General features: G+C 65.3%; 19 protein-coding genes and 1 pseudogene. 13 read left to right on the top strand and 7 right to left on the bottom strand.

All coding sequences use genetic code 11. From position 1 onward, the window contains the following. Positions 1–121 precede the first annotated feature (121 nt). The 3 genes from ABH920_RS45695 to ABH920_RS45685 are packed head-to-tail and all read left to right on the top strand — an operon-like array spanning position 122 to position 1,801. Positions 122–883: a transposase gene (locus ABH920_RS45695; RefSeq protein ID WP_370355624.1), complete on the top strand. Its 762-nt coding sequence runs from the start codon at positions 122–124 to the stop codon at positions 881–883. Then, entirely contained in the window at positions 780–1,367 is a 588-nt protein-coding gene (locus ABH920_RS45690; RefSeq protein WP_370355623.1) for a transposase, read from the top strand. Before ABH920_RS45695 ends, ABH920_RS45690 begins: the two co-directional genes overlap by 104 nt. Beyond that, complete coding sequence (locus ABH920_RS45685; protein ID WP_370355622.1) at positions 1,364–1,801, top strand: helicase HerA domain-containing protein; 438 nt, start codon at positions 1,364–1,366, stop codon at positions 1,799–1,801. Before ABH920_RS45690 ends, ABH920_RS45685 begins: the two co-directional genes overlap by 4 nt. Positions 1,802–1,847: 46 nt before the next feature. Here the strand turns inward: ABH920_RS45685 and ABH920_RS45680 are convergent, their stop codons facing one another. The 3 genes from ABH920_RS45680 to ABH920_RS45670 form a co-directional block, all read right to left on the bottom strand. Beyond that, a complete protein-coding gene (locus tag ABH920_RS45680) occupies positions 1,848–2,255 on the bottom strand; it encodes a hypothetical protein (RefSeq protein ID WP_370355621.1) in 408 nt (135 codons plus the stop codon). Positions 2,256–2,265: 10 nt separating this feature from the next. Then, complete coding sequence (locus ABH920_RS45675) at positions 2,266–3,096, bottom strand: IS5 family transposase (protein ID WP_370355620.1); 831 nt, start codon at positions 3,094–3,096, stop codon at positions 2,266–2,268. Between the two features lie 81 nt (positions 3,097–3,177). Then, on the bottom strand, positions 3,178–3,468 hold the full coding sequence (locus ABH920_RS45670; protein WP_370355619.1) for a WXG100 family type VII secretion target: 291 nt from the start codon (positions 3,466–3,468) through the stop codon (positions 3,178–3,180). Between the two features lie 372 nt (positions 3,469–3,840). Here ABH920_RS45670 and ABH920_RS45665 point away from each other — a divergent pair, with 372 nt between their 5' ends. Continuing rightward, positions 3,841–4,233: a hypothetical protein gene (locus ABH920_RS45665; protein ID WP_370355618.1), complete on the top strand. Its 393-nt coding sequence runs from the start codon at positions 3,841–3,843 to the stop codon at positions 4,231–4,233. 259 nt (positions 4,234–4,492) lie between these two features. After that, positions 4,493–6,565: a tetratricopeptide repeat protein gene (locus ABH920_RS45660; protein ID WP_370355617.1), complete on the top strand. Its 2,073-nt coding sequence runs from the start codon at positions 4,493–4,495 to the stop codon at positions 6,563–6,565. A 122-nt stretch (positions 6,566–6,687) separates the two neighbouring features. On the opposite strand, the gene ABH920_RS45655 is transcribed toward ABH920_RS45660, so the two are convergent. Further along, on the bottom strand, positions 6,688–7,206 hold the full coding sequence (locus ABH920_RS45655; RefSeq protein WP_370355616.1) for an NUDIX domain-containing protein: 519 nt from the start codon (positions 7,204–7,206) through the stop codon (positions 6,688–6,690). 120 nt (positions 7,207–7,326) lie between these two features. On the opposite strand from ABH920_RS45655, the gene ABH920_RS45650 reads away from it, so the two are divergent. Beyond that, positions 7,327–7,557, top strand: a complete 231-nt coding sequence (locus tag ABH920_RS45650) for a hypothetical protein (protein ID WP_370355615.1) — start codon at positions 7,327–7,329, stop codon at positions 7,555–7,557. 209 nt (positions 7,558–7,766) lie between these two features. Here the strand turns inward: ABH920_RS45650 and ABH920_RS45645 are convergent, their stop codons facing one another. After that, the gene (locus ABH920_RS45645) at positions 7,767–8,495 is read right to left on the bottom strand and encodes a prepilin peptidase (RefSeq protein ID WP_370355614.1); all 729 of its coding nucleotides are present in this window, start codon (positions 8,493–8,495) and stop codon (positions 7,767–7,769) included. Positions 8,496–8,826: 331 nt separating this feature from the next. Between ABH920_RS45645 and ABH920_RS45640 the strand changes: the two are divergent. The 3 genes and pseudogenes from ABH920_RS45640 to ABH920_RS45630 all read left to right on the top strand — a co-directional run. Further along, positions 8,827–9,740: pseudogene (locus ABH920_RS45640) on the top strand (SNF2-related protein); the annotation flags it as partial. A gap of 461 nt (positions 9,741–10,201) precedes the next feature. After that, positions 10,202–10,663, top strand: a complete 462-nt coding sequence (locus tag ABH920_RS45635; RefSeq protein WP_370355613.1) for a hypothetical protein — start codon at positions 10,202–10,204, stop codon at positions 10,661–10,663. A 388-nt stretch (positions 10,664–11,051) separates the two neighbouring features. Then, a complete protein-coding gene (locus ABH920_RS45630; RefSeq protein WP_370355612.1) occupies positions 11,052–12,419 on the top strand; it encodes a PIN-like domain-containing protein in 1,368 nt (455 codons plus the stop codon). 16 nt (positions 12,420–12,435) lie between these two features. Here the strand turns inward: ABH920_RS45630 and ABH920_RS45625 are convergent, their stop codons facing one another. Both ABH920_RS45625 and ABH920_RS45620 read right to left on the bottom strand, forming a co-directional pair. Further along, positions 12,436–15,516 carry a type I restriction endonuclease subunit R gene (locus ABH920_RS45625; RefSeq protein ID WP_370355611.1) on the bottom strand — a complete coding sequence of 1,027 codons (3,081 nt, stop codon included), beginning with the start codon at positions 15,514–15,516 and terminating at the stop codon, positions 12,436–12,438. After that, positions 15,513–17,108 (bottom strand): N-6 DNA methylase, encoded by a 1,596-nt coding sequence (locus ABH920_RS45620; RefSeq protein WP_370355610.1) that lies wholly within the window; start codon positions 17,106–17,108, stop codon positions 15,513–15,515. The genes ABH920_RS45625 and ABH920_RS45620 overlap by 4 nt, the downstream gene beginning before the upstream one ends. Positions 17,109–17,490: 382 nt before the next feature. On the opposite strand from ABH920_RS45620, the gene ABH920_RS45615 reads away from it, so the two are divergent. The 4 genes from ABH920_RS45615 to ABH920_RS45600 are packed head-to-tail and all read left to right on the top strand — an operon-like array spanning position 17,491 to position 25,598. After that, positions 17,491–19,635 carry a hypothetical protein gene (locus ABH920_RS45615; protein WP_370355609.1) on the top strand — a complete coding sequence of 715 codons (2,145 nt, stop codon included), beginning with the start codon at positions 17,491–17,493 and terminating at the stop codon, positions 19,633–19,635. Between the two features lie 5 nt (positions 19,636–19,640). Beyond that, entirely contained in the window at positions 19,641–21,266 is a 1,626-nt protein-coding gene (locus tag ABH920_RS45610; RefSeq protein ID WP_370355608.1) for a type I restriction-modification system subunit M, read from the top strand. Then, positions 21,259–22,395, top strand: a complete 1,137-nt coding sequence (locus tag ABH920_RS45605; protein ID WP_370355607.1) for a restriction endonuclease subunit S — start codon at positions 21,259–21,261, stop codon at positions 22,393–22,395. Before ABH920_RS45610 ends, ABH920_RS45605 begins: the two co-directional genes overlap by 8 nt. Then, positions 22,392–25,598, top strand: coding sequence for a type I restriction endonuclease subunit R (locus tag ABH920_RS45600; RefSeq protein ID WP_370355606.1), 3,207 nt, complete (start codon positions 22,392–22,394; stop codon positions 25,596–25,598). The genes ABH920_RS45605 and ABH920_RS45600 overlap by 4 nt, the downstream gene beginning before the upstream one ends. Positions 25,599–25,691 lie beyond the last annotated feature (93 nt).

Raw genomic sequence — 25,691 nt, 5'->3', positions numbered from 1 at the left:
AGAGACCTCACCTGCTTGTCAGCATCCTGCAACACCAGGGCGCCCGAGCCGTGACGGCTCAGGCGCTCACACCTCACTTTTCAGACACGGCCTAGAGCAGGCCGTCGAGCAGGTGGCGCGGGTGGCGGCGATCGACATTGCTAAGGCGTCCGCGATGGTGTGCACGCGGGTGCCGAGTGAGAAGAACCCGGATCGGCGGGTGCAAAAGACGTTCGGGGTCAAGGCGATCACCAACGCCATCGCCGAACTCGGCGACCACCTGGCCTGCCAGGGTATCGAGCTGGTGGTGATGGAGGCGACGTCGGACTACTGGCGGCCGTTCTTCTACCAGCTGGAGGCGCGGGGCCTGCGATGCTGGCTGGTGAACGCCCGGGAGGTGAAGAACGTGCCGGGCCGGCCCAAGACCGACAAGCTGGACGCGATCTGGCTGGCGAAGCTGGCCGAGCGCGGGATGCTGCGGCCTTCCTTCGTGCCGCCCAAACCGATCCGGCAACTGCGCGGCCTGACTCGGCTGCGCACTGCTTTGACCGAAGACCGTTCCCGGTTCCGCAACCGGATCGAGAAGGTTCTGGAGGACGCGTGCCTGAAGGTCTCGGACAAGACCGACGGCGCCTCGGACCTGTTCGGGGTGAGCGGCCGGGCGATGCTGGAGGCGCTGGTGGCCGGGGAGCGCAATCCGACAACCCTGGCCGAGCTGGCCCGCGGCCGGATGCGCGTGAAGATCCCGCGCCGAGGCGCTGACCGGACAGTTCGAAGACCACCACGCCTACCTCATCGAGATGCTGCTGGAGGACCACGACCGGCTCACCGCCCAGATCGAGGAGCTCTCCACACGGATCGAGCAGGCCATCGCCGCGATCGACCCCACGCCCCCGCCGGATGACGACCACCCGACCCGGATGGCCCTGCTGGACCGGCTCGATGAGATCCCCGGGGTCGGCCGGGACACCGCCGCCGCCATCGTTGCCGAGATCGGCGTCGACATGAGCATCTTCCCCACCCCCGGCCACCTCGCCTCCTGGGCCAAACTCGTCCCGCGCACCATCCAGTCCGGGGCCAAGAACACCCACGGACCGGCCGGCAAGGGCAACGGCTGGCTCAAGGGACCCCTTGGCCAGGCCGCTATGAACGCCGGACGCACCAAAACCTTCCTGGGAGCCCGCTACCGGCGGATCGTCAAACACGCCCCGGCCAAGAAGGCCATGGTCGCCGTCGCCCGCAACATCCTGGAGATCTGCTGGATCCTCATCGACGATCCGACGCACGGTTCTGCGACCTGGGCCCGGACTGGCACGACCGACACATCAACCGCACCCGAAAGACCCGCCAAGCCATCCGCGTCCACACCGGCCTCGGAACGGGGTTGAAGCCGCTGGGCGTCGCCGATGCCGGCGGCGGACGCTCGGTCGGTCTGACGATCGCTGACTCACGCCACCACCTACACGTCATCGGGGCGACCGGCTCCGGCAAGTCCACTCTGATGGCGAACATGGTCCTCGCGGATATCGAAGCCGGCCGTGGCGCAGTGGTCATCGACCCCAAAGGCGACCTCGTCCCGGATATCATCGCCCGGCTCCCCGAGCGTGCCATCGAGCCGACGATCCTGCTGGATCCGGCCCGGGAAGACATCCGTCCGGCGCTGAACGTCCTGGCCGCAAAAGGCGAGCAGCAGACGCAGCTCGTGGTCGACAACCTGGTCGGCATCTTCCGCAAGATCTACACCGCGTACTGGGGTCCGCGCACCGACGACATCATGCGCTCGGCCGCGCTGTCGCTACTCAGAGGGCGGGATGTACCGTGATGCCCGGTTCATCGCTGGCGTTGGGTGAGGCGGGCTGGTCAGCGGGTTAGTTGTTGGGGCTTGGGCGCGGCAGGGTGAACAAGCCGGGTTCGTCTTCGACGACGAGGCCGGTGGCGACGAGGCGTTTGAGCTTGGAACGCATCCCTTCGATCTTGGTGGACTCGACACCCAGGTCCAGGGCGTGGCACAGGTCTTTCGCGCGCATCGGCGTGGTGGCATCGGTCAGTGCGGTGAGGATGTGCTGATAGACGGGGTTGTCTGGCAGCCGGGGGCCGGCGGGCTCGTCATCACCGAGAGCGAGGATGACCTTTCGGGCCACCTGCAGGTCGGCGAGTTCGGCTTCCAAGTCGCGCAGCTGTCCGGCCAGTGTGTCGATCTGTGCCCTGACGTGCTCGGTGGTGGCGGTGACGGCCTGCTCGCGGTCGGCGATCTTCTCCAGAGCGGTTCTGCTCACCGGCATTCTCCTATGCTCCGCGCCAGGTCGGGATGGTCTCGCCGGTTAGCCGCCGCGCCATGATCGACGTTATCGCCCAGTAGACGCGGGATTCGGAGGATGACTCGGTGGCCTCGTACTCGCGGACCAGTCGGCGCTGCAGAAGCAGCGTGCCGTTGGTCTGTTCGACACGCCAGCGGATCGGCTGCGGGACGAAGCCGGTCTGTTCCGGGTTGCGCTGCACGATCTGGACGGTGATGTCGAGTCCGGCGCCGTGCTCGACGACGCTGTTCTTGAAGCCCTGGTCGACCAGCGCCGTGGTGACCGTGGGGGCCTTGGCGGCGACCTTGTCCAGCAGACGGGTCCCGAACACGTTGTCGTGCAGCCCGGCCGAGGCCACGACCACCGCGATGACTAGCACTATGACATCCACCGCGAGTCCGCGTTTCCGACCCGGTACCTTCTTGTTCGCGTCCTTACCCGTCGTGGCCGCGGGCACGTTCATCGCCGCGTGCAGGCTCTGCGTGTCGGCCACCACCAACGACGGGTCCTCGGACCGGCCGGCCTTCTCGCGCACCTGCGCCCGCAACAGGTCATGGATGACCTCGTCCAACCCGTCATCGCGCCAGGTGTAGAAGTAGTACTTCACCGCGCCGGGCGGCGGAAGATCATGCGGAAGATAGTCCCACTGACAGCCGGTCCGGTTCTGATAGAAGATCCCGTTCACGATCTCCCGGTAGTCGTAGACGCCCGAATGCCCGGTCGGCGACGGATGCTGCGCTTTCCACGCCACGATCACCGGTTCGATCAACGCCCACTGCGCATCCGACACATCGCTCTTGTACGGCAGTCGCTCGCTCACCGAACCAGCGAACCACGCAACCGCCAGCCTGTCGGGCGGTTCAGCCGAACGCCACACCATCGAGCAAACCCATACCGGACATCACGGTACGTCTCGCCCTCTCAAGGCATCGGAGGCCTCGCTGTAGGACGTGTACAGCTTCTGCAGCCGGCCGGGCAACGGACCGAACTGGCCCTTGAACGCGTCAGCAGTTTGACCAATCCACTGCAAAGCCGAAGCGTCCGATCCGAACGAGTTCAGGCTCCGATACGCCGACTCCACATCATGCGCGAAGTCCCCGAACTCCTTGGCCAGAGCCTGCACTGACTCCACCACACCCGGTGTCGGATCCCCATCCAGTCCCAGGATGTCCCAGCCTGCTGGACGCGCCATCAGTGCCCTCCCCGTATGGCTCACACGTCATGGATGACGGTCATGCCGGCCCTGAGATCCGCCGCCGCCCCCGCCTCCCCGTTTCACAGCGAGAACCGAGTCTACAAAGTGATCACGATCTCGGTAACCCCTGAGTGTGGATCGGTCACTTACCGTCCCCGCTTTGGGTGCCAGCTTCGGGTGAAGGTCGCGTGCCGAGCCATTTCACTACAGGTAACGGGTGTGATCGTCGCCCTGTCTCGCCGTCGAGCATCTCGCGGAGACTGTTCGTGGCGTCCCTAGGCTCTGAACCTAAGGCCGCGAAAGAGGTTCGCAGAGGCCTGATGCTGGCCGTATGGTGTGCATGCCGACGCATTGGAGGTCCTGCCAGCCGTGGACGTCTCGACCCTGCTTCTTCCCGGAGCGCAGAAGCTCGCCCAAGCCATGCTCGGCGATGCCTGGACCCTCACGCGCGACGCCCTCGCTCGGCGCTGGGGCCGTGGTGAACGCGCTGCTGTCGAGGCAGCTGCCATAGAGCTCGATGATTCGCGGCAGCACGCCCTGGCCCTATTCGGCGGTGGGCAAGTTGATGAGGCACAGTTGAACGCGTTCATCGCTGGGTACCTTGCGGCGCTGGCCCGCAACGAGCCTGAGCGGGTGCGGGATCTCGCAAATCTGGAACCAGCGTCCAGGCCGTCTGAGCTGACGGTCGGAAACATAAACGCCGGCCAGGTTGCGAAGCTCGCGCAGATCGATGGCGACGTCCATGGCGGAGTTCACATGTGAGGCGGCGCACCGAATCATACTCGGAATGTAACTATCTGCGGCTATTGCGCCACCCTAGCCTGACCCAGCCGTTGCCTCGGGAGAGAACGTGCCTGAAGATCCGCAGTCCGTTGTCCCGGTGTCCGCGACGAATGATTTGTCCGGTAAGGTGTCAGGGCATGCGGTACAAGCTCGGTCGATAAGTGGGGGAGTCCACTTCCACGCCGCATCCTCCTGGGGCCCAGTGCCTCAACAACTGCCCGTACGCGCGGCGGTCTTCGTGAACCGCACCGCGGAGCTGGCCGCACTGGACCAGCACGCTGCTGAGTCCGGACCGGGGATCGCGGTGATCGCAGGCGGTCCGGGCTCAGGCAAGACAGCGATCGCGCTTCAGTGGGCACACGACAACCGCAGCCAGTACGCGGACGGGCAGCTCTTTGTAAACCTCCGCGGCTATGACCCTGGCCCTCGACCGTCCACGGATCAAGTATTGGAGATGTTCCTGCGGGCGCTCCATGTCCCAGCGGGACAGATCCCCACGGACGCAGACGCGAAGGCGGCGCTGTACCGGTCGCTGCTGGCCGACCGGCGGATGCTCGTCGTGCTGGACAACGCGGCCGACGCCGACCAGGTCCGCCCTCTGCTTCCGGGCACCCACGGCTGCACCACCGTCGTCACCAGCCGCAGCCGTCTCGCCGGCTTGACCGCGCGAGAAGGCGCCGCACGACTCGATATCATGGTCTTGCCGGAAAATGAGGCAATCGCGCTGCTGCGCGCCGCCGCTGGACCCGAACGTGTCGACTCCGAGCCCGGCCCAGTCGGTGAGCTGGCCCTGTTGTGCGGACGTCTGCCGCTGGCACTGCGGATCGCCGGCGACCACCTCGCCACCCACCCCTTCACCACGGTCGCCGACCTCGTCGACGAACTCACGGAGGAAGGCAGCCGTCTCGAAGGCTTGGACGGTGCGGAGGAGTCGGTGCGGTCGGTATTCTCCTGGTCCTACCAGGCGCTGCCGGAACCGTGGGCACGTGCATTCCGCCTGTTGGGTCTCCACGTTTGCCACGAGATCGATACTGACGCAGCAGCGGCCCTGTTCAGTACGGGACTGGTTGAGGCGCGGCGGACCCTTGAGGGACTGGCCGGCCTGCACCTGGTGGAGCAGGTCGGCCGGAACCGGTTCGGGATGCACGACCTACTGCGGGCCTACGCCGCAGAACTCGCCGCTGCCGATCACGACCGAGCCGCCATCGACGCTGCCGCGGATCGGCTGCTGTCCTGGTTTGCGTACACCGTTACCAACGCCGCGGTGCATCTGCCTTTCCGGTACTTGGCTGCACTCGCCGCCCCACCGTCGCAGGTCGTGCCAAAGACCTTCAACGACCAAGAGTCGGCGCTCCGATGGTGCGAACAAGAACGAGCGAACCTGGCTTCGGCGGTGCGGACGGCCTCCAGCCGCGGACAGTATCGGCTGTGCCATCAGCTGGCCATGCAGCTCGGCGGCTTCTACAACCTACGCAAGTATTGGAACGACTGGACCACTACATTCACTCTCGCGATCGGCGCTGCTGAACGCGACGGGGACGACGCCGCTCTTGCCTGGCTGCTTACCAACCTGGGCATCGCCTACCGTGACCTGCGTCGGTTCGAGGAATCAGCAGCCGTCTTGGAACGGGCGCTGCCGTTGTTCGCTGCTGCTGGAGACCGCGTGGGCAGGTTGTCTGCGCTCAACAACCTCGGCTCGACTCTGCTGGAAGCTGGCGACGCCGAATCAGCCCGAACACGATACGAGGCCGCGGCCGACGGCTACGAAGAGCTCGGCCTACACCAGTCACAGGGGCGCAGCTTGTCGAACCTCGGTACAGCATTCACTGCGCTTCACCGCGCCGACGACGCGATCACAGCTATCGAGCGCGGACTGGTGCTGCTGCGCCAGGCGAGTGACACGCACGGCACGGGGTTCACGCTGCACAATCTCGGCGAGGCGCACTTAGCTGTCGGTAACGCCGCTGCTGCCGAAGAAGCACTGCGACATGCATTGGTGATCCGCGTCGACACCGGCAACCAATGGGGCGAGGCTCGCACCCGTCTCGCACTTGGCAAAGCCCTCCACGCCCAGGGGCGCGCGAACAAAGCTGCTGACGAGCTGAGCCGTGCCGACGACTTGTTTCAAGAACATGGCACGCCAACCGATATTGCCTACGTTGCCCTCGCCTCAGCTCAAGTCCACGCCGCCCTTGGCGACCTTGCCACGGCCCGCAAGGCTCTCTTCAGGGCGACATGGCTGCTCGGCCCTGCGGACCAGGAACTTGCCGGCCTGCTTGAGGCCGCACTGAACGAGTTGGGCACGGCATAACGGAATTGCCGCTGTGCCCGTCTTCTCCGGGTCGTGCCCCGGAACTCATATTCCTCGGGCTACGTCACCGCTCGACGAAGCCCTTGGATCCGAAGCCTCACGAGTTTCGATCCTTGGAACAACTACACGCGCCGGCTGAACTGAAGGTAGATGGTCTCCCCGGACCTTGCCGCCTCGTCTGCTTGTGCGATCCGTCGGTGCATGCTGGGCCTCACCCTCTCGGCGATGTCTGCGATCGCGAGACGGTGGACCGCGCGCAGCTCATCGGGCTGCAGCTTGATCGCGGCAATCTCGTCCTCGGTGAGAACACCGCCATCAAAGATGAACGAAATGATGTCGCCCCAGACACCGTGGCGCGGCTTCCAATCCACGACCAGGAGCCGCCCGATCGTGAGGTCCAACCCCAGCTCTTCCCAGACCTCGCGGACACAGGCATCTAGCGGCGGCTCGTCAGCCTCAACCACCCCACCGGGAATTTCCAACGTGGGCTTGTACGCCGGCTCGACCATGAGAATCCGGCCCTGCCCGTCGCGGAAGAGTGCGCCGGCAGCGACTCGCTTAGATGGCAGCCTTGCGGCGATTCCCGGATTGAACTCGGCCTCCGGCTCACCCTCAGCCGCCATGTCCTGCTCGAAACTCACCGACACGCCACGCCTTCCGAGATCGGCTGTCTTCTCCTATCGAGGCTAACGTGCATCGAGTGAGATCACCGGCGCTTCCACTTGGCCGCTCACCATCAGCGTCGCCCGTTCGTCTTCCTGATGAGCTTCACCGATTATCTGGCTGGTTCGATTCCTGCTGACAGGGTCCTGTCAATGCTCGCGGGAGAGGTCATCCGATTGAAGAGTTACGACAGTTCAGGACTCATCGAGATCGATGAACCTGTGCCATCGGAGCTCATCCGGGCAGCCAGGCGCCTTCGCGAAGCTGGATTCGATGGCCGCGCCGAAACATCCACCTCTGTCGCGGCGCTCAGCCTCACCTCGCACTGACGACCATTCCATTCCGAGCATGGCGACCAACTCGGTCGGGCCGAGGTGCCCTCAGCCTGGTCCAGAACGAACCATCGTTCTCTTCTCGGTCCGACGACGCCGCGCCTCGTGCTACGCCTGGCAGAGACGACGGACGCTGCCCACGCTAACCGGCGGCACTGTCGTACACGGCTCAGGCGTAAGCCCGCCGTGCTCTGCCGAGGAGCTGCTCACGGCCACAGCAGGGCGAGCATGGTGCCCGCGGTCAGGTACGGCCCGAGCGGAATTCTGCTCTTTAAGCGGCCGCGGAACAGCTGCACGATGCCCCAGATCGCCGCGATACCCCAAGCGATGGCGAACCCCTCAAGCACCGACCCCCAACTCCGGGCGCCGAGCGTAAGCCCGACGAGCCCGGCGAACTTTAGGTCCCCGAGACCGGTATCCGTGAGCAGGCACAGCATCAGGAACAACCCGAGCACAACGCCAGCAGCCTCCACCGCCCGGATCATCGCCGCGCCGTCGCCGTACCAGCGGGCGTTGAGGCCCAACAGCGCCAGGATCGCTGGGTAGGACGGCAGCGTCAGCCAATTCGGCAGGCGCATCACCGCGATGTCGATCGCCGCCAGCAGCGTGCCGACGATCGAGAAGTAGGAATAGACGGGGAGCTGGTCGTCGTTGACCAGCCGCAGGATCACCAGTAGGAGTTCGACGTTGATGCAGGCCAGCGCGACGATCCAGCCGCGCAGCGGCAGGCGCACCGGCCGCCGCCCTCCGTCCGCGGCACCGGGCTCCGGGCCACGGTCGACGTAAGTCTTCGCGAGCTGATCCAGCGCCGCACGAGTCGTGGGAATCAGCTCTGATACCTGCGTGCCGGCGCTGTGGGCCTGTACGAGTGCATCGGCCAGGCGGCGGGCCTGCGGTGAGGCGTTCACGGCTCGCGACAGGAGACGGTTCTGCATGCTTCAGGGATCCCTGCGGGCTCACCCGGCACTCCGCCGGTGGTGGATCCGACATCAGCCGGAGGACTGAGCCACCGTAGGAGTGGTAGCTGCTCCGGAGCCGCAGGCGTGGCCGTGTCGTCCCGCAGGACACACGATCGGGTGGATCGACGTCTTTGGGGCGCGGCTGCGTACTCAGCCCGCTTTGGCGGACGACTACGCCTCTGCTATCCGAGACTGGTTAGGAGAATCGCCGGTGTCGGTCTCCGGGGCGATTCCCAAGAACTTCTTCGACCGTCCGGTTGGGCACGACCCGGCGCCGACGGGGACGAGGTCGCAACCGCCTGCCAACCAGCTGGAGCCGATGTCACGGGCCGTGGAGGCGCCGCGTGAACCTGCTGCTGGCCGACGATGTGGGTCTGGGTAAGACGATCGAGGCCGGGCTCGTCGCCTCCGAGCTGCTGCTACGGCACCGGACCCGCCGGGTCATGATCATCTGCCCGGCCGGGTTGACGCTGAAGTGGCGTGACGAGATGGCCGACAAGTTCGGCCTGGACTTCACGATCATCGACTCCGCCTCGGCTGCCCGGCTGCGCCGGTCCCACGGTTCGGCGGCGAACCCGTTCCGTGTGTTTCCGCTGTCGATCGTAAGCTTGCCGTGGCTCCATCAGCCCAAGGGCCAGCGGCTGCTGGATGAGGTGTTGCAGCAGGACGGTCCCGACAGTACTAAGCGGCCTTTTGGCCTGCTGATCCTGGATGAGGCGCACCACGTGGCTCCGGCGGCGCCGAAGCAGGTCTACGCGGTGGACTCCCAGCAGACCAAGCTGCTGCGCCGGATCGCGCCGTACTTCGAGCACCGTCTGTTCCTGTCTGCGACCCCGCACAACGGCTACCAGCAGTCGTTCACCGCTCTCCTGGAGATCATCGACGACCAGAAGTTCATCCGCGGTGCCGAGCCGGACGCCACCGCACTGCGCGAGGTCGTGGTCCGGCGCCTGAAGCGGCAGATCACCAATGCCGACGGCACACCCCGCTTCCAGGAACGGGTCGTGACGCCGATCCCGGTGGAGTACCCCGAGGCCGAGCGAGCGTTGCACGCGCAGTTGGCCGAGCACGCCGCGATGCGCGCGGCGTGTCACTGGTAGCGCACGCGGAACGAAGGCCGCGGGCTTGGTGACGCTGCTGTTGAAGAAGCGTTCCTCACCGCCTGGACGGCCGCCGACAACGACGGGCTGGTCGCCTACAGCGAGGCCGACCGGGCATCCGGCGTCCGTGCTTCGGATACCGCCGCGTTGGCGTGGAGCATTTTCATGGGGCCGGTCGAAGCCGACGCGCAGCTCGGCGTGTCTGTCGCGTTGGAGGCCGCGATCGAAGCCGGAGCCCTCATTCCCGGCCGGCCAGGCTGGGAGAAGACGCAGACCCGGGCCATCGAGACCTGGCTGACGGCCCCGAGCGCCGCCTTCGACGGCCTCTCGCCGCGCGAGGCGGTGCTGGCCGAGCGGGCGCGAGCACTGGATCCGCCACGGCTCCGGCACCGCGACCGCCGCCCGCGAGAAGCTCTACGCGCCGGTCCTGCCACTGCTCACCGAGCCGGTCCGCGTTCCCGATGGCGAGCCGGCGCCGCTGGTCTGACTCCTGGAACAGATCGGCGACGGCGTGACGCTCACCCAGGCTGGCTACCTGCCACGCTCCATCGTCACCGCCTCGGTGGATTTCCGTCCTGGCGGATGCTCGGTGCGGCCCCGCGCAGCGAAGTCGACGTCTTCCACCTCTCCGATGTCCGCGACCTGCTGCAGAAACACCGGCTGGTCTTCCGCCGGGGCCGCAAGCTCGCCCCGACCAAGAACGGCAAGGCCGCCCTGGCCGACCCCGCCAAGCTGTTCGACCTGGCCGTGGTCTCCTGGTTCGGCGGCGTCCGCTTCGACCGTGAACTCGCCGAAGCCGCAGCCGTCCGGCTGCTCGCCGATCCCGACGAAGCCGACGATATCGCCGGTGCCGTGCTCCCGCTGGTCGTCGCCGGTACCGCGTCGACGGAGGTCAGCCGGTCGCCGCAGGCGACGCCCGCCACCACGCCTACGACTTCCTCAACCCCGGCCGGGCGCTCGGCTTCGTCACCGACGGTGGAGACGACGACCGGCGGTTGCGCTACCAGTGCCGGCTCACCGAGTCCGGCTGCGCCGCCGCCCTGATCGGCCTCCGCATGAAGGCCGAGGCGCCGCGCATGGAGCTGGCGTAGTTGTCCGGCATCCCGTTGCTCCCGCCACGAGTGCAGGATGGCGCTTGTGAGCGCTGGAACTCGGAAATCGGCGCTGCACTTGTTCTGCCTGGCCAGGGTCTACGCGGCGGACCGGGCCTCCGGTAGGGCCTGGGTCCGGCTGCGGAACCGGAGCCCTATGTCCTTCGTCGAGTTGGAAGCGGCTTGGTCCGTAACCAAGCTCGCATCCTCCGCAAGGTGGTATGGAAATCTTGTCAGAGGCGGGAACTATAACCGATTCAGAGTAAGAAATCGCTAGCCTGATCAGCGAGCGAGGCGGTCGTGCATAGACGTTGCAGGTGAGCTGAATCAGGAGGGCGAAGGTGGGGGCGACCAGCAAGCCTGGCGACCGTGTGAGTGGTTTGGGCCTGCGTGATCGGTTCCACGCGTGGTTGTCGACCACTCCCGAAGGTTCCGACGTCCGCGAGTACTACACGAACGGGACCATCGTGCTGGACTCCAGCGTGTTACTCAATCTATACGAGGTAACGGCGCAGTCCCGCACAGAGATCCTCGGCGCGCTATCCCACGTTGCGGACCGGCTCTGGCTTCCCGACCACGTGGGCGTGGAGTTTCTCAGGGCGCGGCAGGACTGCGTTGCGCGGCGACGGAAAGCCTTCAGCGAAGCACGGCAGCGAGTCAATAATGCCTTCCAGGGGGCGGCGAGCCAGCTGAAGGCCGTCCGCGACGAAGTGGAGAGCCTGGTGCGTAAGCACTCGTTTGGCGACAACGCCGAACTGGCTCACGCCTTGCTGCCGGACGACCCGTTCGGTCAGCTGAATGATGTCGTGTCCTGGAAGGAGGGCTTGATAGGCGAGATCGATCGGATCGCCGAGGCGTATGACCTCCGGCCGGAAGCGATCAACGATGACGACCCGGTGCTTTCCGTGCTCGAGAGGCTGTACGGGGACCGTATCGGTTCAGGCTTCTCTGGGACAGAGACTGCACGCCTGGTGTCGACGGCTGTGACGTACCGTTTCCCCAACTCGATTCCGCCTGGGTATAAGGACGCTGAGGGTGGCGGCAAGAAGCCGACGGATCTGCTACGCGCCGGCGATTACCTGATCTGGGAGGAGATTCTCCGAGAAGCGGAGGGATCGCAGTACGCGGTTCTGTTGGTGACGCTTGACGTGAAGGAAGACTGGTGGACGCTGGACCGGCAGGGAAGGCCGACGGCCGCACGGCCGGAGTTGGTTGACGAGATGATCCGCAGGGCCGGCGTCGCGTTCCGCATGGAGACGCTCCAGTCCTTCATGTCCAACGTCTCCGAGGTGTTCGGCCTCGAGCTTTCCGAGCAGGTGGCTGTGGAGTTGGAGCGTACTGCCGATCAGAACTTGGCGGACAAGGAGCTTCAGGCGGAGGCGGTCGACTTCTTCACGGCATCGTCGGAGCAGGCGGAGGTGTGGAGGCAGATCGCATGGTCCACCGCCGATCTCGTCCGGGGTTCGCTTCCCCCGCCGGACGATCCGACCGGCAGTCCGCTGGCTGTGCTCGCGATCCCGGATGTCGAGCCATCGAAGGCGCGAGAGTGGACGCTCACCCGTCTTCCCGTGGGGGGTGGCATTCGCAACGTGTGGCTGGTGCCCTGGGTTGCCGAAGCGCTGCGTGTCCTGCCGGTTCCCGAGTCGAACCGGCTGCGGGTGGAGCTGGGACACGCTCTCAGCCGCTCCGTGAGTCTGGGAGACGGCTGAGCGCGTCGTCGGACGGTCAGGCGTTCGGGTCGAAGCCCCGTTCGGTCTGGTCGCAGATCGCCTGCACGGCTTCGGGCATCCGGGCTGTGTCGACGATCGTGATGAGGAGCACCTCGATCCGCGACCGGAACCGTAGAACCGCGCGGGGCGTGCCGCCCTGGAGGTCGTTCTCCAGCGTTCGTACTTCGTCGATGACCTTCCGCGCCACATCGGCGGTGTCTTTCGGCGGAATCTCTGACGACGCGAAGCCGACGAGTAGGTCATAGGCGATCAGCTGGTCAGGGGTGAGATCCAGTTCCTGACCTCTGTTCTGTTCGGCGCGCAGAGCTTCGGCGATCTCGACGAGCACTCGCGCGTGCTGTGCAGCCGTGATGAGACGGTTCGCGTAGCGTTCGAGGGCGTCCTGTAGCTTGTCGGAGAACTTGACCGCTCGCGCGGGCTGGATCCGCGCCATGCGGCTGATCGCACGGGCCAGGTCGGCTGCACCAACCTCAGCGCCTAGAGCTGGATACGGCGAGTTCGCGACGGCGTTCGCGAAATGCTCTGTGATGGCACTGATGTCGAGCCGGTCTAGGCCCGCCGCGCGATAGAGGTCAATGGGATCCAACGGATGCACGGCCCGGTCCACCATCTGCTTCAGAGCCGATTCGACCGGTTCCGGAACAGCCGCTTCGCGCCGTTCCAAGGCTGTGAGCTGCTCCGCTACGTCGTTGAAGAACGCGAGATCGTCTCGCAGCCGCGCGGCGGTGTCACTTACCGGGACCGCGCTGAACGCCTTGCGAGCATCGCGGACCTTGGACCGGAACCGTGACCGGAAATCGGTGCGGTTCTCCTGGCCGGCCCCGCCGCTGAGGATGAAGTCGACGGTCTCGGCGACGGCGCCCAGCCGGGCGCCGGGCGCGCCGGAGGCCAAGTGATCCTGCCAGGGGCAGCCGTGGAGCATGGCCAAAAGATCGTCGTGAAGCTCGGAGAGTGCTGTCTCCTGGGCTGCCGTGTCGGTCTTGACGCTGCCCCGCTCTCCTTGCGTGTGTTCGCGGATCGCGTTTTCGAGCGCGGGGCCGATACCGACATGGTCGACGATCAGGCCGCCTGGTTTGTCGCGGAACGTTCGGTTGACGCGGGCGATAGCCTGCAACAGGTTCACCCCTCGGAGCCGCCGGTCGACGTACATGGTGTGCAACGGCGGAGCATCGAAACCGGTCAGCCACATGTCACAGACGATGACCAGCTCAAGCGGATCGTTGGGATCGGCCATCCGTGCTTTGAGCATTGTGAGCTGTTTCGCGCTGCGGACATGGCGGTTCATCTCGGGCCCATCAGAGGCGGCGCCGCTGATGACGACCTTGACCATGCCGCGCTGATCGTCGTCTGCGTCGCCGTCCTGGAACCATTCAGGCCTTTGACGGATCAGCTCCTCGTATACGGCCAGACAGTGCTGTCGGGTCCAGCACACGATCATGCCTTTGCCGATCAGTGCCGCAGAGCGGGCTGTCCAGTGTTCGACGATGTTCTTCACGACCGCCTCGACCCGGGGAGGCGAGGTGACTATCCGTTCCAGATCGGTGAGGCGTACAACCATGTTCCGCCGCCATACCTCGTCGGCGCCTTCAGTGAGTTCATCGAATCGGTCGTCGATGTCCGCGGGATCACCGTTCATGTTCAGCGGGATCAGATGCGCCTCGTAGTAGATCGGCACGATGGCCCCGTCGGACCTGGCCTGCTGCATGTCGTACTGAGCGACATCCGGTCCGAACACCGCGCGGGTGTCGCGATCACCGTCTGCCACGGGTGTGCCGGTGAAGGCGAGGAACGTCGCGTTGGGCAACGCGGACCGCAGGTTCGCGGCGAATCCGTCCAGGAGCCCGTACTGCGTCCGGTGCGCCTCGTCGACGATGACGATGACGTTGGACCGGTCGCTCAGCTCGGGGTGCGCGCGACCGGCATCGCGCTCTTGCGGTGTCGTGGCGAACTTTTGAACCGTCGTGCAGTATGTTCCGCCCATCGCTGCGGCGAGGGCGGTGCGCAGATCGGCCCGGCTCTCGATGCGGCGGGTCTCCTCCGGGAGCAGGTCGCGCGACGCGGCGAAGTACTCCTCGAACAGCTGGGTTTCCAGGTCGACACGATCCGTCACGACCACCACGGCGGGATTCGCCAACCGGGGGTCACGCCGAAACAACCCGGCACAGAACAAGATCTCCATGCTCTTGCCCGAGCCCTGCGTATGCCAGACGACTCCGCCTTGCCGGGTACGGTCGGCGACGGCGACGCGCACGGAGCGGTGCGCGGCCCGGACCGCATGGAACTGGTGGTAGCGCGCGATGCGCTTTTCCATGCCGTCGGGACCGTGGAGGAAGACCACGAAGTCGCGCAGGAGCGAGCAGATTCGCTCTGGTGCGAAGACACCCCGGACGAGCACCTCCAGACTCGGCTTCCCCTCCTCCGGTCGGCCGTCGGTGATGCTCTTCCACGGCGCCCACCGGTTCAAAGCGGAGAACTGGGTGCCCATAAGCGTGTCATGACCGTCAGACACGACACACAAATCGACGAACCTCAGGAGCTGCGGGATCCGCTCCCGATACGTCTGGATCTGTTTCCAAGCCTTGCGGCGGGCGTCGGCGAGTCCGGGCTTCTTGAGCTCGATGATTCCGACGGGAATCCCGTTGATGTAGGCGGTGAGATCCGGCCTGCGGGTCAAGCTCGGATCGGTCGACTCGGCGACGACGAGCTGGCGCACCACCACGAAGTCGTTGTCGTCCGGATCCTCGAAATCGGCCAGCAGGACGGTGTGCGGCTCCATCTCGCCGGTCCGAGGGTTGGAGACGTCGACGACCAGGCCATGTACCAGCGCGTCATGCAGCCAACGGTTCTCGTCGACCAGGCTCTGTGTCCGGCTGCGGGTCAATGCGGCGATCACGGCGTCGGCTGCGCCGGGGGGCGCGGCCGGGTTGAGCTTCGCGACGGCGGCGCGAAGCCGGCTTTGGAGAAGGACGTCGCCGTCACCGCTGCGCTCTGCTGCGGCCTCCGAGCGTTGGAGCACCGTCCAGCCGAGATCGTCGAACCAGTCGGCTGCTGTGTCTTCGAGTTCTTCTTCGGTCATGGCTGCTGCGGGTCTCCTGGTTCCAATCGGTCCAACTGCTCGAGGACGGAGGTTTGGAGGCGGTCGGATTCCCGGAACGCTTCTCGGAGGTTCTCGGTGAGCCGCTTGATCTCCTGCCGGGTGAATTCGGGATCCACCATCACCTCGGCCTGCTCCACGTAGCGCCCGGGGGTAAGCACCCATCCGTGTTCTTCGATCTCGGCGATGGAGGCTGCCCGGCAGCGGCCCGGCTGATCCTGGTATCCGCCGTCAGTGCCACCGCGCCACCGGTGGTAGACATCGGTGATGCGCTGCCGATCGGCGAAGCCGAGTTCGTTGCGACTCCTGGTGACTGACGTACCGGCGATGTCCCTGGCGTCGATGAACAGCACCGAGTTCTTGGTTCCGGCCGTATTCCGGCCGTTCCGGAATATCCACAGGCACGAGGCGATCCCAGCGCCGGCGCCGTTGCCCCCATAGAAGAGGTTGCCGGGAAGCGTGACGACGCACTCGAGAGTCCCGCCCGTCACGAGCTTCTCCCGGATCTTTGCGTTGGTCCCGTCGTTGTTGGACAGCGAGCCGGTAGGCATGATTACGCAGGCCGCCCCCTGCGGCCCCAGCTTGGATATCGCGTGCTGGATCCAGGCGAAGTTGGCGTTGCCGGCGTTCGGCACGCCGAACTGCCAGCGGTTGTCGTCTGTAAGACCCCCACCGTTCCAGTCAGGCTGGTTGAACTCGGGGTTCGCCAGAACGAAGTCCGCGGTGAGGCTCTTGTGGCGGTCCTCGGTGAACGTGCTGGCGGCCTTCTCGCCAGCGCGGATCTCGACACCGCGAATCGAGAGGTTCAACTGGCCGACCCGCCAGGCTTCGGGACGCAGTTCCTGGCCAAACACGGCGACTTCACCACCGTTTCGACGCGCGAAGACTGCTGCGGAGGCCAGAAGCGTCCCCGTGCCGAAACAGGGATCGTAGACACTTCCACTACCCGGTTCGATCAGCTCGGTCATGAGCGCGGCGACCGAGGGCGGGGTCGGAGAGATCCCCTTGACATCGTGTTCTTTGTCGGCGAACCGTGGGATGAGGTAGTCGTACGCCTGAACCAGTACGTTCTCCGTCCCTGGTTTCCGATCGGGCGCGTTGTCCGACGCCAAGGCGTCCACGAGGGTGATGAGGCCGGCTAGCGCGCCGGACTTGGCCTCGGCGAGCTTGGCGAATCCGCTGGGAAGGACCCCTTGCAGATCGTCGTTGTCGTTCTCGAGCTGCACCATTGCCTCGTCGACACGTCGGCTGATGTCGTCCTGTACTGCGGCTTCGGTCAGCCAGTTCCATCGCGCCTGCTCGTCCACCCAATGCACGCCATGCGCGCGGTACTGGTCGTGCTGGTCCAGTATGTACTGGCGTTGCGACTCCTTCGGCAGATGCGCGAACTCCGCCTTGAGGTGCTCTCGGCGAGCGTCGAACGCCTCGGTCGCCTGACGCACGAAGATCAACGCGAGAAGGTGGGCCTTGTACGCCGCGACATCGACTCCGGGCAGCAGGTCCTGGATGCTCTTCCAGAGTTCCTCGCCGCGGATCCTCCAACCGCCGGCGGTGCCGGCCTTCCGCTTCGCCACGCGATCCATCCTTGTGAGAGTTCTGAGATAGTACATTGCGCGGGTGTGCTGGTGACACCCGCTTGTGCAGCGGTCGGACCAGGCGTGCTCTGCATCCAGCCTGCTGGGAATCCGGCCAGGTCGCCATCGCTGCCCGGTGGCGGGTGTCGGTGGAGGTCGAGCAACGTAGCGCGTCGCCACCGCCAGCCTCCTGGTGCGGAGAGCGACCCGCTGTGCGCGTGCGCCTGGCGGAACCAAGAGTTCCGTGAGGTGCGGGCGTTCGCAAGTCTGTATGAGTTAGATGCGTCGGTAACTGGGGTTACCAGGTGGTGATGTGCAATTCATCTAGGCCTCTCGTACAGTCGGAGGGTCGCTGTCGACGCGGAGGAGAGGAGCCGGGGCCATGAGCGTGACTAGTTCTGCTGCCGTCGGCGCTCTCGGCATCCGCTGGACTATGGCGGACATCGCCACGTTCGCCCAGGTCAAACGCCCGGTGGTGTCGAATTGGCGGCGTCGGCACCAGGACTTTCCCCAGCAGGTCGCAGTCACTTCGTCGGGAGTTCCGCTGTTCGACGCCGAGCAGGTGGTCGACTGGCTGGTCGGAACAGGCCGGACGGACGAGCAGGAGGCCCGAGCCGAGCTCGCGGCCCACTGCATCACGGAGGTCGCCAACACCGTGCCGGGACTCGACGCGCTCGACCTTGCGACCGCGCTCATCACCTTGGGCTACCAGTCCGGCGAACAGCTCGCAGCCCCCGATGACGCGTGGGAATCACACCGCGCAGCGCTCGTACGCCTCGCCCGCGACGCCGACCCCGGTGACGCGATGCTCGCCGCTGAGATCGCCGCGCTCCCGTCAGCCGCGGCCCCGCTCCTGCCGATCGTCGACGAGTTCGTCGAGGCCGCGTGGACCCACCGGCAAGCGATCGAGCGGATCCTGGCCGCGAGGAACCGCTTGGGCCGCTCCGATCTGTCAGAGGATGCCGTCGCCGAGCCGGTCGCGCGCCTCATGGCCAGGCTGTGCGGAGCGGTCGAGAGCGCGAATGCCAAAGGGGACGTGACCGTCGCCGATCCTGTCGCCGGCGTCGGCGATCTGTTGAACGCAGTCATGGCCGTGCTTCCGGAAGACGCCTCGACTTACGTCATCGCAACGGAACCGGCGGCCGGATCGGTGCGGATCCTGCGCCGCAGGTTGACGGTCCGGGCTGACGTGGCGGGCGTCGCTGTCAACGCACACGGCGCGGCGGTCGGTACCGCCGATTCCATCGTCTGCCGGATGCCATTCGTTCCCGCCGAACAGGCCGATCCTGCGGCCGTCGTTGGGTTCGTCGCCGAGCTGGCGGCCGAGTTGGACCCCGGCCAGGTCGCCGTGGTGCTGGCCTCTGCGGATGTGTTCATCGATTCGCTGCGCCGCACGCCCCATACCCGGCGGATGGAGCCGCTGCGTCGGAAGCTGCTTGCCAGTGGCGCGGTCGAGGCCGTGATCGCGCTCCCCGGCGGTGCGCTGCCGTTCCGTCCCGGCTACGAAACGGCGATCGTCGTACTGGCTCCGACCGCGAACACCGACCCGGCTCTCCGCAGAAGCCTGCTGCTCGCCGAGGTTTCCGGTCGCCCGCTGACCGACGACGTGGTCGAGACGCTGGTTTCCGAGGTCACGACCTGGCGGCGCATCGAACTCGACCACCGGATGCACAGCTTCCACCTCGCCCGCCCCACCCCGCTGTCCGTCGTCACCGCGATCGGGGCCACGCTGCGTCCCCGCCCGCTGTCCGACGAAGCCACGGTTGCCCGCGCCGCGCAGCGGGCAACCACCCGGATCTTCGAGTTGGAACTTGCTCTCGACGGCTTCGCCGAAGCCGGAAGCCCACCCAAGATCAAGACCGGGGTCATCGTCCGCGACAAGGAACTCCGGCCTCGGCGTACCGTGGCCGAAATGGTACAAATCGGACTGATCAAAGTCCTACCCGCCCCTCCGGGCCTCCGCGTCCAGCCTGAGCACTACACCCCCGACGGCAGTCACCCCGTCATCGGAGCCGGTGAGGTCACCGGCACAGCCAGACCAGGATCCCGCCGCGTAACACCCGCTACCGTAGGCGAGCACTACAGCCGCGCAAGACTCACACTCCCGGGCGACGTAATCGTGACGACCACGCCGAAGTTCGGCGTCCTGCTAGACGCTGACGGCGGATCGCTGGTCGAGGCGCAGGTTCGCGTACTCCGGATCGCGGACGATCGGGACCGCAGCTTGACCCCGCGCGTGCTCGCCGAGATCCTGCGGGCCAGCACGGCTCCGGGGCGAGCTGAGGGAGCGGTCCGTGCCACCCGCAGGCTGGAGGAATGGGAGATTCCCCTCCTGACCCCGGATGAGACCGCCAGACTCGACACCATCCTGGCCACCCTCGACGCTCGCCGCGCCGCCCTGGACGCCGAACGCGCCGCGCTGGACGACCTGGGCGCCGTCGTCGCCGGCGGTCTCGCGGACGGGACATTGACATTTCCAGCACCGCCGCGTTCCATCATCCGACAGTTACCGAAGAAGGGCCCATAGCCCCCATGCCTCCCCGCAAGAAGAAGACCGACCAGGACGCCCTGCCCGGCATGCCGTCCACGTCCATCGGCTACATCAAGAACATCCTGTGGAAGTCCGCCGACAAGCTGCGCGGCTCCATGGACGCCGCCCAGTACAAGGACTTCGTCCTCGGTCTGATCTTCCTGAAGTACATCTCCGACGCCTTCGAGGAACGCCGCGAGGTCATCCGCGCCGAGCTGACCGCCGACGGCATCCCCGACGACCGCATGGGGATGCTACTGGACGAGAAGGACGAGTACGAAGGTGCGGGCGTCTTCTACGTGCCGGTCACCGCCCGCTGGGAGCACCTGGCCGCGAACGCCAAGGCCCACCGAGACGGCGTCGGCAAGCTCCTGGACGATGCCATGGTCGCCATCATGAAGGAGAACAAGACCCTCACCGGCGTCCTGGCCACGATCTACAACCGGGAGAATGTCGACCAGCGCCGCCTGGCCGAGCTGGTCGACCTTATCAGTGACGCCCGGTTCACCGGCCACGGCGAGCGCACCGCCCGTGACGTGCTGGGCGAGGTGTACGAGTACTTTCTGGAGCAGTTCGCGCGGGCCGAAGGCAAGCGCGGCGGCGAGTTCTACACCCCCGCGAGCGTCGTGAAGCTACTGGTGGAGGTGCTGGAGCCGTACGAGGGGCGGGTCTACGACCCCTGCTGTGGATCTGGCGGTATGTTCGTGCAGGCCGAGAAGTTCGTCGTCAGCCACCGCGGCGCCCGCCACGCCCACGACCTATCGGTGTACGGGCAGGAGAGCAACGAGCGCACCTGGCGCCTGGCGAAGATGAACCTTGCAATCCACGGCATCACTGGGAACCTGTCCGACCGCTGGGGCGACACCTTCGCCCACGACCGGCACCCGGACGTACTGGCCGACTTCGTGCTGGCGAACCCGCCGTTCAACATGTCCGACTGGGCCCGCAACACCCAGGACACGCGGTGGAAGTACGGCGTGCCGCCGGCCGGGAACGCGAACTACGCCTGGCTGCAGCACATCATCTCCAAGCTCGGCGTACGTGGCACAGCCGGCGTCGTGCTGGCCAACGGGTCGATGTCCTCCAAGCAGTCCGGCGAGGGTGAGATCCGGACGTCGCTAGTGGAAAACGACCTGGTGGCATGTATGGTCGCGCTGCCTCCGCAGTTGTTCCGTACCACGCAGATCCCGGCGTGCCTGTGGTTCTTCGCCAAGGACAAGAGTTCGCACGGGGCAAAGGGACTGGCTGACCGGCGCGGTCAGGTGTTGTTTATCGACGCGCGGAACCTGGGCACGATGGTCGACCGCACCGAGCGGGTGCTGACCGAAGCGGAGATCGCCCGAATCGCCGGGATGTACCACGTCTGGCGGGGGACGGCTTCGGCGAAGGGCGAGAAGTACGAGGACATCGCTGGGTTTTGCTATTCCGCCGATAAGGCGGAGATTGCCGGACATGACTACATCTTGACGCCTGGGCGGTACGTCGGCGCGGCGGAGGTTGATGACGGCGACGACGAGCCGATCGCCGAGAAAATCGACCGGCTGACGGCCGAGCTCTTCGCCCAGTTCGACGAGTCAGCTCGGCTGGAAGCCGTCGTGCGCGAGCAGTTGGGGAAAGTCGATGACTGAGTGGCGGTCGACAACGATCGGCGATGTTATGACGCTTCAGCGTGGCGTTGACATTACCAAAGCAAGTCAGCGCCCAGGGCCAGTCCCCGTTATTTCGTCGGGAGGTATCGGAAGCTACCACGACACACCCTACGTAGACGGTCCTGGCGTAGTCATGGGTAGAAAGGGAACTCTTGGCAGAGTCTACTACGTAGATCGGCCGTATTGGCCACATGATACGACGCTTTGGGTGAAGGACTTTAAGGGGAATCACCCGCGATTCATCTATTATTTCTTGCAGACGCTCGACTTTCTCGGAATGGACGTTGGCTCGTCAAACCCGACGCTTAACCGCAATCATGTACATCCGATTTCTGTTCGTTGGCCGGACCTGGGTGGGCAGGTAGGTATCGCTGCAGTGCTCGCCGCCCTCGACGATAAGATCGCGGTCAACGAGCGGATCGCCGACACTGCATATGAACTCTTGCAAGCGAGGTGGCAGTTGCGAGCGGGTGCAACCCGGGAGAGGGTCAAGTTCTCGCAGATTGCCGACCTCGACAAGGGGCTGTCCTACAAAGGGGCGTACCTTGGTTCGGGTGTATCCATGGTGAACCTCGCGAACTTGGGAGTGACGGGGCGTTTTAACCGGAGCGAGCTGAAGTATTATTCCGGCGAAGTCCGTGAGCGGCACTGGGTGCGAGACGGGGACCTTGTCCTGGCGAACACTGACTTGACGCAGCGACGTGAGATCCTAGGACGCCCCGCGCTCGTGCGTACAGGTGACAAGCGGGCACTTTTCTCACATCACGTCTTCGCAGTCCGAATGGGTTCTGATTTTCTCGTCGAAACGCCATGGGTGTACGGTGCGCTAAGGTCGCATGAGTTTCACGATCGAGCGGTGACATATGCCACCGGCACAACCGTTGCTGCGCTGCCGAAGGATGCAGTGCTAGATTTCGAAATCCCCTGGCCCGAGCATAGCGTTCGGCGCGAATGGTCTCGCCGTGCTTGCACTCTTATGGAGTGTGCTGAGAGCCACATGGATGAAGTAGCGAGTCTGGCAGCTTTGCGCGACACCCTCCTTCCCAAACTCATGTCCGGCGAGCTTCGCGTCCGAGACGCAGAGCAGATCGTGGGGGAAGCCACATGACATCATTCATGCCCGAATCAGCATGGGAACGTCTCGTCCTCGATGAGCTCGAAGACTTGGCCGAGCATTCTTGGGACGTTTACAAGGGCATCGACATAGCCCCTGGCTCCGAGGGTGACCACACCCGCGCTGCGTGGGACGACCTTGTCCTTCCGTCTCTGCTGCGTGAGGCAGTGGCCCGGCTCAACCCAGACCTGCCAGCTGCCGAGGTCGAGGCCGTCGTGGACAAGGTCTCCACCCCGACATCCGGCGATCCCTTCGCTGAAAACAAGCGGGTCCACGACTTCCTGACTGGCGGCGTCAAGCACACCTATACCGACGACCACGGCGTCACCCAGACACCCACCGTCCACCTGATTGATGAGCGTGACCCGTGGTCCAACGACTTCCGTGCGGTCCAGCAGGTCATGCTCCGCAATGCCGAACACGAACGCCGTTTCGACGTCGTCTTGTATGTCAACGGCATGCCGCTGGTCTTCATCGAGCTGAAGAAGTCCAGCCTGAACGGCGAGGCGTTGGCGATAGCGCACGCACAGCTGGGTGTCTACCGCGACGAGTTCCCGCTGGCGTACCGATTCAACGCGGTCTGTGTGGCTACCGACGGGACCGCCGCGCGGTACGGCACGGCATTTACCCCTCTGGAGCACTTCGCCCCGTGGCGGGTTGACGATGCCGGCAAGCCGATCCCAGACCGCCCGCGCGATGCCAACGACACCGAGCTGGTGACGCTGGTCCACGGTCTGTTCAATCAGCAGCGTTTCATCGCGATCCTATCCGATTACATCGCCTTTACTGGCGGCGAGAAGCCGACCAAGCGGATCGCTAAGCCGCACCAGTTCTTCGCTGTCGAGGAGGCCGTGCGCTGCACGATTGAGGCGGTGCGCGGTGATCGCAAGGCCGGCGTGGTCTGGCACACCCAAGGCTCGGGCAAGTCCTTCGAGATGGAGCTCTACACGGCCCGCGTAGCCAAGGAAGCCGCGCTGGGCAACCCGACCGTCGTCGTGCTGTCGGACCGCACCGACTTGGACGACCAGCTGTACAACGGTTTTCGCGTCAGTGAGCTGTTGTCAGGGGTCAAGCGCGCCGACTCCCGCGTCGAGCTGCGCGAAGCCCTGGCCAACCAGGGGGCTGGCGGTGTCTTCTTCAGCACCCTGCAGAAGTTCGGCATGTCAAAGGCGGAAAAGGAGGTCAGCTCCAAGCATCCGCTGCTGTCTGAGCGACGTAACGTCGTCGTCGTCGTCGACGAGGCACACCGCAGTCACTACAACCTCGAAGAAGGCTACGCCAAGTGGCTGCGGGACGCGCTGCCGAACGCGACGATGATTGCCTTCACCGGCACGCCGATCTCCAAGGACGACCAGAACACCCGGCAGGTGTTCGGCGAGTATATCGACATCTATGACCTGACCCGAGCGGTCGAGGATGGTGCGACCGTCCGCGTGCTATTCGAGTCACGGCTTCCGGTCGTCGGCTTCCCTGAGGGCTTCGACCCGGACCAGTTCGATGACGAGGTTGATGAGGCCACTGACGGCCTGGACGACGCCGAGCGGGTGCAGCTGCAACAGAGAGTCGCCGCGATGAACGCCGTCTACGGCGCGCCTGCACGGCTGGACGCCATCGCCGATGACCTGATCGCGCACTGGGAGTCCCGTAGCGAAGCGATGCGCCCGCTGGTCGGTGGCATCGGCAAAGCGATGGTGGTCTGCGCGACCCGCGAGATCTGCGGTGACTTGTACGACTGGATCGTCGCCCGGCGCCCCGACTGGCACGATGACGCTGAGGACAAGGGCAAGATCAAGGTCGTGTTCTCGGAGACGTCCGCGAAGGACCATGAGAACAAGAAGCTGAAGAAACACCTGCGCCGGCCCGCTGGCAACAAGGCGGTCTCCAACCGGGTCAAGAATCTCGAAGACGAGCTGGAGATCCTGATCGTCCAGGCGATGTACCTCACGGGTTTCGACGCTCCGCCGTTGCACACCATGTACCTGGACCGGCCGATCAAAGGCGCATCGCTCATGCAGGCCCTGGCGCGGGTGAACCGCTGCCTGAACAAGAAGCAGGATGGGCTGCTGGTCGGCTACGCGCCGATCACCGACGACCTGTACAAGGCACTGGCCGAGTACACGGACACTGACCAGGAGAAGAAGCCGGTCGGCGCGAAACTCGACGTGGCCAAGGACGCGGTCCGCGACCAGATCACGGTCATCAATGCCATGCTGGACGGCTGCCCATGGCGGGAGATCCTGACGGGCGGCGGAGCCAAGCCCAGGCTGAACGCCATCTTGAAGGTCGCGGACTTCCTGGCGGACCCCGCCAATGCGGACAACGCCGACCCGAAGGGCGAGCATGAGCATAAGCTGCCCCAGCGGTTCCGGCTGGCTGTCCAACGCCTTGAGCGCTTCTGGGTTGCGTGCAAGTGGGATCCCGACGTTGCCGACCTACAGGAAGAAGTCGGCTTCTACCTGACGGTCCGCGCTCACATCCTCCGGGAAGAGGCCGACGCCCGCAAGGCCGCCGGCAAGCCGGTGCAGCCGGACATCGAGCTGTATCTAAAGATGCTGACGGCCAGCACTATCGAGGCCGACGGCGTGAAAGACCTCTACGCCCTGGCCGGGGTAGAACTCCCTGACCTAAGCAGTATCAACGAGGAGTACCTGGCCCGCCTGCGCGAGTCGCAGCATCCTCACCTGGCGATCGAGGCGCTGCGCCGGTTGATCGATCAGGAGATCCACACGGTGCTGCGTCACAACCTGGTGCGGCGCATAAAGTTCTCCGAGGCCCTCGAGAATCTGATGCGCCGCTACATGAGCCAGCAGATCACCGCTGCAGCGATGATCGCCGAGATGGTGAAAGAGATCCGCGAGATCATGGCGGAGAAGGCGCGAGGCAAGAAGTTCGACCCGCCGCTGAACTATGCCGAGCTTGCGTTCTACGACGCCGTCTGTCAGAACGAGTCCGCAGTTGAGGAGATGGCCCAGGGTGTCCTAGCCGACATTGCTCGCGATCTGGTGAAGACGCTCAAGCGGGACCTGAAGACCGACTGGTCGGTCCGTTCGGACGTCCGCGCCAAGATGCGGTCGACTATTCGTAGGCTGCTGGTCAAGCATGGTTACCCGCCGGATCAGCAGCCCTCCGCAGTAGTGCGCGTCATCCAGCAGATGGAAACGCTTGCCGATGATTGGGCGACCGGGGTGGATCGATAGGGCGCGGTGTGCTGCTGCCTGTGGCATTGCTACGTCAGCAGCCCTCATTGGCGACAGGCGGGATTGGCCCGCAGGGCTTGGACCGGAATATAT

Source organism: Catenulispora sp. EB89, assembly GCF_041261445.1.
Lineage (GTDB): Bacteria > Actinomycetota > Actinomycetes > Streptomycetales > Catenulisporaceae > Catenulispora.
The sequence above is the reverse complement of the archived record's forward strand: the minus strand, read 5'-3'. Positions and strand labels throughout refer to the sequence as shown.